The following is a 236-nucleotide window of genomic DNA, read 5'->3' as shown; positions in this document are numbered from 1 at the left end:
CCGCGGGCGTGAGCTCGGCTTTCCCACGGCCAATCTGTCGCCGGAGTCCGAGGGACTGATCCCCGCCGACGGCGTCTACGCCGGCTGGCTGACCGACAACGGGTCCCGGTATCCCGCGGCCATCTCCATCGGCAACAACCCCACCTTCGACGGCGTTCCGCAGAAGCAGGTGGAGGCCTACGTGCTCGACCAGGACATCGACCTCTACGACCACGTGGTCGAGGTCTCCTTTGTCG

General features: G+C 66.9%; 1 protein-coding gene. It reads left to right on the top strand.

All coding sequences use genetic code 11. The features are described 5' to 3' along the window. The coding region (locus tag BV453_RS01890; RefSeq protein ID WP_249520742.1) for a riboflavin kinase at nucleotides 1–236 on the top strand (236 nt) is incomplete at both ends.

It is taken from the genome of Microbacterium sp. ER1, from assembly GCF_023383675.1.
Taxonomy (GTDB): domain Bacteria; phylum Actinomycetota; class Actinomycetes; order Actinomycetales; family Microbacteriaceae; genus Microbacterium.
The sequence above is the reverse complement of the archived record's forward strand: the minus strand, read 5'-3'. Positions and strand labels throughout refer to the sequence as shown.